Source organism: Pseudoalteromonas sp. AOP7-A1-14 (assembly GCF_052376275.1).
Lineage (GTDB): Bacteria > Pseudomonadota > Gammaproteobacteria > Enterobacterales > Alteromonadaceae > Pseudoalteromonas.
Map to the genome: position 1 here is coordinate 35980 of NZ_JBQSVO010000015.1, position 7224 is coordinate 43203.

At 40.3% G+C, this 7224-nt stretch carries 6 protein-coding genes; all 6 read left to right on the plus strand.

From position 1 onward, the window contains the following. Positions 1-6 precede the first annotated feature (6 nt). Positions 7-606 carry an XTP/dITP diphosphatase gene (locus ACT3RM_RS04590; protein ID WP_441833833.1) on the plus strand — a complete coding sequence of 200 codons (600 nt, stop codon included), beginning with the start codon at positions 7-9 and terminating at the stop codon, positions 604-606. Next, complete coding sequence (gene hemW / locus ACT3RM_RS04595) at positions 603-1739, plus strand: radical SAM family heme chaperone HemW (RefSeq protein WP_441833832.1); 1137 nt, start codon at positions 603-605, stop codon at positions 1737-1739. Before ACT3RM_RS04590 ends, hemW begins: the two co-directional genes overlap by 4 nt. A gap of 57 nt (positions 1740-1796) precedes the next feature. Beyond that, a complete protein-coding gene (locus ACT3RM_RS04600; protein ID WP_441833831.1) occupies positions 1797-3626 on the plus strand; it encodes a DUF885 domain-containing protein in 1830 nt (609 codons plus the stop codon). A gap of 660 nt (positions 3627-4286) precedes the next feature. Next, on the plus strand, positions 4287-5132 hold the full coding sequence (gene nadC, locus ACT3RM_RS04605; RefSeq protein WP_441833830.1) for a carboxylating nicotinate-nucleotide diphosphorylase: 846 nt from the start codon (positions 4287-4289) through the stop codon (positions 5130-5132). A gap of 555 nt (positions 5133-5687) precedes the next feature. Beyond that, a complete protein-coding gene (locus tag ACT3RM_RS04610; protein WP_441833829.1) occupies positions 5688-6107 on the plus strand; it encodes a pilin in 420 nt (139 codons plus the stop codon). Positions 6108-6154: 47 nt separating this feature from the next. Then, positions 6155-7224: O-antigen ligase family protein (locus tag ACT3RM_RS04615; RefSeq protein ID WP_444511340.1), on the plus strand; the 1070-nt coding region annotated here is incomplete at its 3' end.

The following is a 7224-nucleotide window of genomic DNA, read 5'->3' on the forward strand; positions in this document are numbered from 1 at the left end:
GCAACAATGAACAAAAAGTTAGTATTAGCCACCGGTAATCAAGGCAAAGTAAAAGAGCTTGCAGAAATGCTCAGCGCACTTGATATCAACGTAATGCCTCAAAGTGATTTTAACGTAAGTGATGTGGCCGAAACCGGCACCACGTTTGTAGAAAACGCCATTATTAAAGCTCGTCACGCTGCAAAAGCGACCGGCCTTGCTGCCATTGCTGATGACTCAGGCCTTGAAGTAGACGCCTTAAACGGCGCACCCGGTGTTTACTCCGCACGGTACGCAGGGGCTAACGCCTCTGATCAAGATAATATAGATAAATTATTAATCGAGCTTGGTAATAACACGAATCGTAAAGCACGTTTTTGGTGTGTGCTCGTACTAATGCGCCACTCAGACGATCCGACTCCACTGATTTGTAGTGCGAGTTGGGAAGGTGAAATAACCCAAAGCCAAACAGGTTTAGGTGGCTTTGGTTATGACCCTGTTTTTTACGTGCCAGAACTTGCTTGTACCAGCAGTGAACTTACAAAAGATCAAAAAAATACCATGAGTCATCGCGGCCAAGCATTAAAAGCGTTATTAAATGAGCTTAAGCTTAAAGGCGGCCTGTGAACTTACCGTTATTAAGCTTATACATACACGTACCTTGGTGCGTGCAAAAATGCCCTTACTGCGACTTTAATAGCCACGGCCAAAAAGGTGAAATACCCGAAGTAGAATATGTTGAACATTTAATTAATGACTTAAAAGCCGACCTACACTTAGTACAAGGCCGTAAAGTACATTCTATTTTTATAGGTGGCGGCACACCAAGCTTATTATCAGGCAACGCCTATGTGAAATTACTAAACGCGGTAGATTCACTAATTGGCTTGAGTGAAAGCTGCGAAATAACCCTTGAGGCAAACCCAGGCACCGTGGAAACCGGTCGCTTTAAAGAATATGTAGCTGCGGGTATTAATCGTATTTCAATTGGTGTGCAAAGCATGCAAAACGACAAGCTTAAAGCCCTTGGCCGTATTCATGGCGCTGATGAAGCGAAACATGCCGCCGAACAAGCGCATAAAGCGGGGCTAAAAAGCTTTAACCTTGATTTAATGCATGGCTTACCGGGTCAATCAATTGCTGATGCATTAAGCGATTTAAGGCAAATTATTGCTCTTAATCCTGCACATATTTCCTGGTATCAACTAACCATTGAGCCCAACACCCAGTTTGCTTCAAAACCACCAACGTTACCAAAAGACGACGTTCTGTGGGATATTCAAGAACAAGGCCAAGTACTATTGAGTGAAGCCGGTTATCAGCAGTATGAAATATCAGGCTATGCAAAACCAGGATTTCAATGCCAACATAACTTGAATTATTGGCGCTTTGGCGATTATTTAGGCATTGGCTGTGGCGCGCATGGTAAAGTTACAGACGCTAAAACCGGTATTATAAACCGTACTGTAAAAGTAAAGCACCCGCGCGGTTATATGGACTTAACCAAACCATACTTATTTAAAACATGGCCAGTACTTGCAGACGACTTACCGTTTGAATTTTTTATGAATCGCTTGCGGCTTTTTGAAGATTGCCCAAAAAGCGACTTAACCGCACTGACCGGGCTTAGCTTGCAAAGCCAAACAAGTGCCTTAAATCAAGCCATTAATAAAGGCTTGATAAAAGATCAATACACACATTGGCAGGTAAGCCAAAAAGGTCACCGCTTTTTAAATGACCTGCTAGAATTATTTGTTTAGCTAAGCGTTAAACACCGATAATAATAAACTAACAGTTTCTAACAACAAGGGAAAAACATGCGTAAACTTACCTTTATCGCCGCAGCAGTCAGCGTGGCACTTTTAGGCGGTTGCCAGCAAATGCAACAGCAACCAAAACCAGCACCAAGCGTACAAGCCACACCCGTACAAAGCGAAATAGACAAAGCTAATGCGTTTTTTGAAGACACCTTTAATCGCGATGTAATGAGCAGCCCTGTTTATCAAACCTACATGGGCATCAAAAAAGATTACGGAAAATGGGATGATGGCAGCGAAGCTCGCACTTTAAAAGATCATCAACAAGCAAAAGATGACCTTGCAGCCTTAAACGCAATCAATCGCAACCAGCTAGATGAAGCAACAAAAGTAAGCTACGACCTCAAAAAACAAGCTCTTGAAAACAGTATTGCTGACTTTAAATGGCGTTTTCACAACTACCCGGTAAACCAAATGTTTGGTGTTCATTCAATGATCCCGGCATTTTTAATTAACCAGCATCAAATTAGTGATGTAAGCGATGCTAAAGCCTATATTTCACGTTTAAATGGCGTCACGACCGTTATTGACCAATTGATCACCGATTTAGACACCCGCGCCGACAAAGGCATCATTGCCCCTAAGTTTGTATTTCCTCACGTGATTGATTCAAGCAAAAACATTATTCATGGTGCCCCGTTTGAACAAGGTGAAGACTCGACCCTACTTGCTGACTTTAAGCGTAAAGTTACTGACTTAGATATCGCACAAGCAGATAAAGAAGCGCTTTTAAATGATGCTGAAAAAGCCTTAAAATCCGCAGTTAAACCGTCTTACTCTAAACTAATTAATTACTTAGCCCAACTAGAAAAACGCGCAGACAACCGCGATGGTGCGTGGAAACTGCCTGATGGTGAAGCATTTTATAATAATGCTTTAAAACGCACGACTACGACCGATTTAACAGCTAAGGAAATTCATACTATTGGCCTTACTGAAGTATCACGTATTCATGACGAAATGCGCGAAATTAAAGAGGAAGTAGGCTTTAAAGGTGATTTAAACGCCTTTATGCAGTTCATGAAAACGGATAAGCAATTTTATTACCCAAATACCAAAGAAGGTAAACAGCGCTACCTTAGCGAAGCAACAGCTCTTATCGACAACATGAAAACCCGTTTAGATGAGCTATTTATTGTTAAGCCAAAAGCAGGCCTAACCGTGAAAGCTGTAGAAGCATTTCGTGAAAAAGCCGCAGGTAAAGCATTTTATCAACAGCCCGCACCTGATGGCTCGCGCCCAGGAATTTACTACGCTAACCTGTACGATATGGAAGCCATGCCAACTTACCAAATGGAAGCACTGGCTTATCACGAAGGTATTCCGGGCCATCACATGCAAATTGCCATTGCCCAAGAGCTTGAAGACGTGCCTAAGTTCCGTAAGTTTGGTGGTTACACCGCCTACATTGAAGGTTGGGGTTTATACTCTGAATTTTTACCAAAAGAAATGGGCTTATACGAAGACCCGTACTCTGACTTTGGTCGCCTTTCAATGGAATTATGGCGCGCATGTCGCTTAGTCGTTGATACCGGCATCCATGAAATGAAATGGACTCGCCAACAAGGTATTGATTACTATGTAAACAACACGCCAAATGCAACGTCTGACGCCGTTAAAATGGTTGAGCGTCATATTGTTATGCCATCACAAGCAACCGCTTATAAAATCGGTATGTTGAAAATATTAGAACTACGCGAAGCCGCAAGAGTAAAACTTGGCGACAAGTTTGATATACGCGAATTTCACGACATCGTACTAAAAAATGGCGCAGTCCCCCTAAATGTACTTGAACAATTTGTTGATAACTGGGTAGCCAGCAAAGCATAAGTTAAGCTTAAATCAACAGCCAAGAGCCACCTTATAAACAAGGTGGCTTTTTTGTATCCACAAATAAGATCTCGATGTTAGGATGATTTAAGACACTAATTATCACCAAGAGCAAAGATGCTGCGCTATACATAGAGGCTGATTAATAACTTTTGACTATTCTGAGAAACTCTGTGTCCTCGATAGTGAAATTGCTTAAATATTAATTACCACCGAGGACACAGAGGCGCTTCGCGCTACACTGAGTAGACAATAAGGGCTGCTTAATTAATTTTTCCTCTGTGGGACTCTGTGCCCTCGATGGTGAAATTGCTTAAACATTATTACCACCGAGGGCACAGAGACGCTTCGCGCTACACCGAGTAGACAATAAGAGCTGCTTAAGTCATTTTTCTCTGTGGAACTCTGTGTCCTCGGTGGTGAAACTGACTTAAGTATTTTAATTACCACCGAGGGCGCAAAGACGCTTCGCGCTACACTGAGTAGACAATAAGAGCTGCTTAAGTAATTTTTTCTCTGTGGTTCTCTGTTTCCTCGGTGGTGGAACTAGTTTTAACTAATAAATTACTAACGGAAAAATTAAATAGCGCTTGCAGGCGTGCACAACATCACTAAACATAGTAAAATTTTACTAACAGATTAATTATTACGAGCCTTTGTATGTCTATTGCACCTGCGTTATTAAGCCAGCTAGTTAAGTTAGCCCTCGATGAAGATCTAAATTACCAAACAGCCGAGCAAGGCGATATCACCGCGCAACTTATTCCACTAAGCCAGCAAGCTAATGCGAAAGTGATCACGCGTGAAGATTGTGTATTTTGTGGCAAAGACGTCATCATTGAAGTGTTTAAGCAAGTAGACCCAACCGTTACCGTAAATGTGCTGGTAAATGACGGTGATAAAATGAGCGCAAATGACACCCTCTTTACTGCATCCGGCTGTGCACGTGCCATTTTAACCGCAGAACGTACAGCACTTAACTTTTTACAAACGCTCAGTGGTACCGCAACCACAACAGCACACTACGTTAAAGAACTTGCAGGCACCACTACGCAATTACTCGATACACGTAAAACTATTCCGGGGCTTCGTGCCTTACAAAAATACGCTGTAAAATGCGGCGGCGGCGAAAACCATCGTATCGGTTTGTTTGACGCGTTTTTAATTAAAGAAAACCATATTTCAGCCTGCGGCGGAATTGATAACGCCATTGCAAAAGCAAAGCAAAACCATCCAACAAAAGCGGTTGAAGTAGAAGTAGAGTCACTAACAGAGCTTGAGCAAGCCATTAATGCCGGCGCAGACATCATCATGCTCGATAACTTTACCCCAGCACAAATAAAACAAGCAGTCACACTTACCGATAAACGCGCTAAACTAGAAGTATCGGGCAACATGACCATTGAAACACTACGCACTTATTCACAAGCCGGCGTTGATTTTATTTCAAGCGGCGCACTTACAAAAAACTTACATTCCATTGACCTATCCATGCGATTTCAATGATTATCCAGCAATCAAACTTAACCAACCCAACCCTAAAGTATTGACATTGAAACTAAAAAAGCGTTAAACACGCTAAAAGTACCATTTGAAAAAATGGTACTAATTTAGCTTTATTTAAATAAAAACACAGAACTATCAATATTTTAAAACAAGTTCGTTTATAAAGCACAAGTTACGAACTTTGGCTTTAAATTTAAATTCAGCGCAAATTCAGGCTACTTATGGATCAACATAATAAGCAAGTAAAGTAAGCTATACTAAAGTTGCTTGCCTAGAGCCTAGAAGATCTAAAAAAGGCACTTTAGTAACGCGTTTACAAAGCAACCATAATACTCGCAGAACTCTAAAAATTAACTTTAAAACAACAAAACATGCTTTAAAATTTACGTTTTAGTGCTAGAGTAAGTCTAACTACCTACTCACTGTTAGCAGTAAATAGGTTATTGGAATGGTTTTTTGATTCAAACAGTAAGTAAAACCGTAAATATAATAATTAAACAACAAGCCGGTGTTTTAATTACTCATTTACAACACACTATCCTTTAGGAGAGGAACATGACAAAAATGACACAACAGAAACAACAGGGTTTCACCCTAATTGAATTAATGAGTGTAGTAGCAATCATCGGTATTCTAGCAGCCGTAGCGTTGCCAGCTTATCAAAACTATACGGCAAAATCTCAAGTAACAGCTTGTTTAGCTGAAATCGCACCAGGAAAAACCGCTTTTGAAATTAAAATGAACGAAGGCACTGCTTCAGAAACTATGACTGAAGAGCAGATGGGAATAAATACAAAAGCCTGCTCTGGTGCTGTTATTGAATCTGAACCGGATGATGGCTCTGGAACTATTGTAGGGACTGTTGCGGGAGGGCCAGCAGTTAGTGGCAGGACAGTTACCCTTACTCGCTCAGTTGATGGCGCCTGGACATGTTCATCTGATGCTGATGATGAACATAAACCAACAAGCTGTTAAGAAAACAATTTAGAGCGCATTCAGCGCTCTTTTTTCTGGTTTTAAAATTGACTAAAAATAATAATTTAACAGTTCTTTTTACACCTCTTTTTATTCTAAGTGTACTTTTCTACTTGCCTAACTCTGGTGGTTTTGGTTATTCGCTGCCGTTTAATTCACTCGCTCTTTTGTCACTAGGATTGATCATTTTTGTGTTAGCGCAGTTAGCATGCAAAAATTCTGAGTTTAGTACAGATAACTTCCTTAAAGCAGCGTGCATACTTTTAATTATACTATCTAGCCCTTTACTTTGTAGCAATGAGACTCAGCTCTACAAATCATTCCCACGATTTTTTACAATACTTATCGGTATACTACTTTACTTTGCATTGACCCAACTAAATCCGAATAAAGCTCAATTGAAGCAGTTACTACTGCTGGTTTGTGCATCAACTTTCATAAGCTCTTGCTTTGCACTTTATCAAAATTACTTAATGACTAGCGACAGTTACTTCGCAATTAAAATTGAGTACGGTCGTCCTACAGGTATTTTTCAACAAGTCAATGTTCTGGCAAGCTATACAGCCACTGGCATTGCAGTTTCTTTATATTTATTAGGTTCTGTAAAAAATAAATTGATCATCAATCTACTGCTTGCCTGTACATTAATTAATTCCTGGGTACTATTTTTAACCCAGTCAAGAACAAGCCTTTTAGCTGGTGCTATTATTGCTCTGTACTATCTTTTGTTACTCATAAAAAAAAGAAAGCTAAAAAAACTAACCCTATTAATAGCACTCGTAGGTACAAGCTTAATGCTTGCTAAAACCATCCCCTATAGCGCTGGTAATGATTATGTTACAAAAAAAGAGATTATTAGCTCACCTAAAATTAGAATGTACATCTACCAAGATAGTTTTGAACTATTTTTACAAAAACCACTTTTAGGCCATGGTTATGGCAGCTTTCACAGGAAGATCATAGATTACTCGGCTACAAAAGCAGCGGAAAGGGGTGGTATAAATTATGGGGTTAAAGTTACACACCCCCACAATGAAATATTACTATGGGTGGTTGAAGGTGGTATTATTGCGGGACTTCCGATAATAGTAATTTTTAGCTATTTCTGTTATCTAAC

Excerpts from the sequence above, each read along its gene's own strand:
- ACT3RM_RS04590 (WP_441833833.1), top strand. The coding sequence starts at position 7 with ATGAACAAAAAGTTAGTATTAGCCACCGGTAATCAAGGCAAAGTAAAA.
- nadC (WP_441833830.1), top strand. The coding sequence starts at position 4,287 with ATGTCTATTGCACCTGCGTTATTAAGCCAGCTAGTTAAGTTAGCCCTC.
- ACT3RM_RS04600 (WP_441833831.1), top strand. The coding sequence starts at position 1,797 with ATGCGTAAACTTACCTTTATCGCCGCAGCAGTCAGCGTGGCACTTTTA.
- ACT3RM_RS04610 (WP_441833829.1), top strand. The coding sequence starts at position 5,688 with ATGACAAAAATGACACAACAGAAACAACAGGGTTTCACCCTAATTGAA.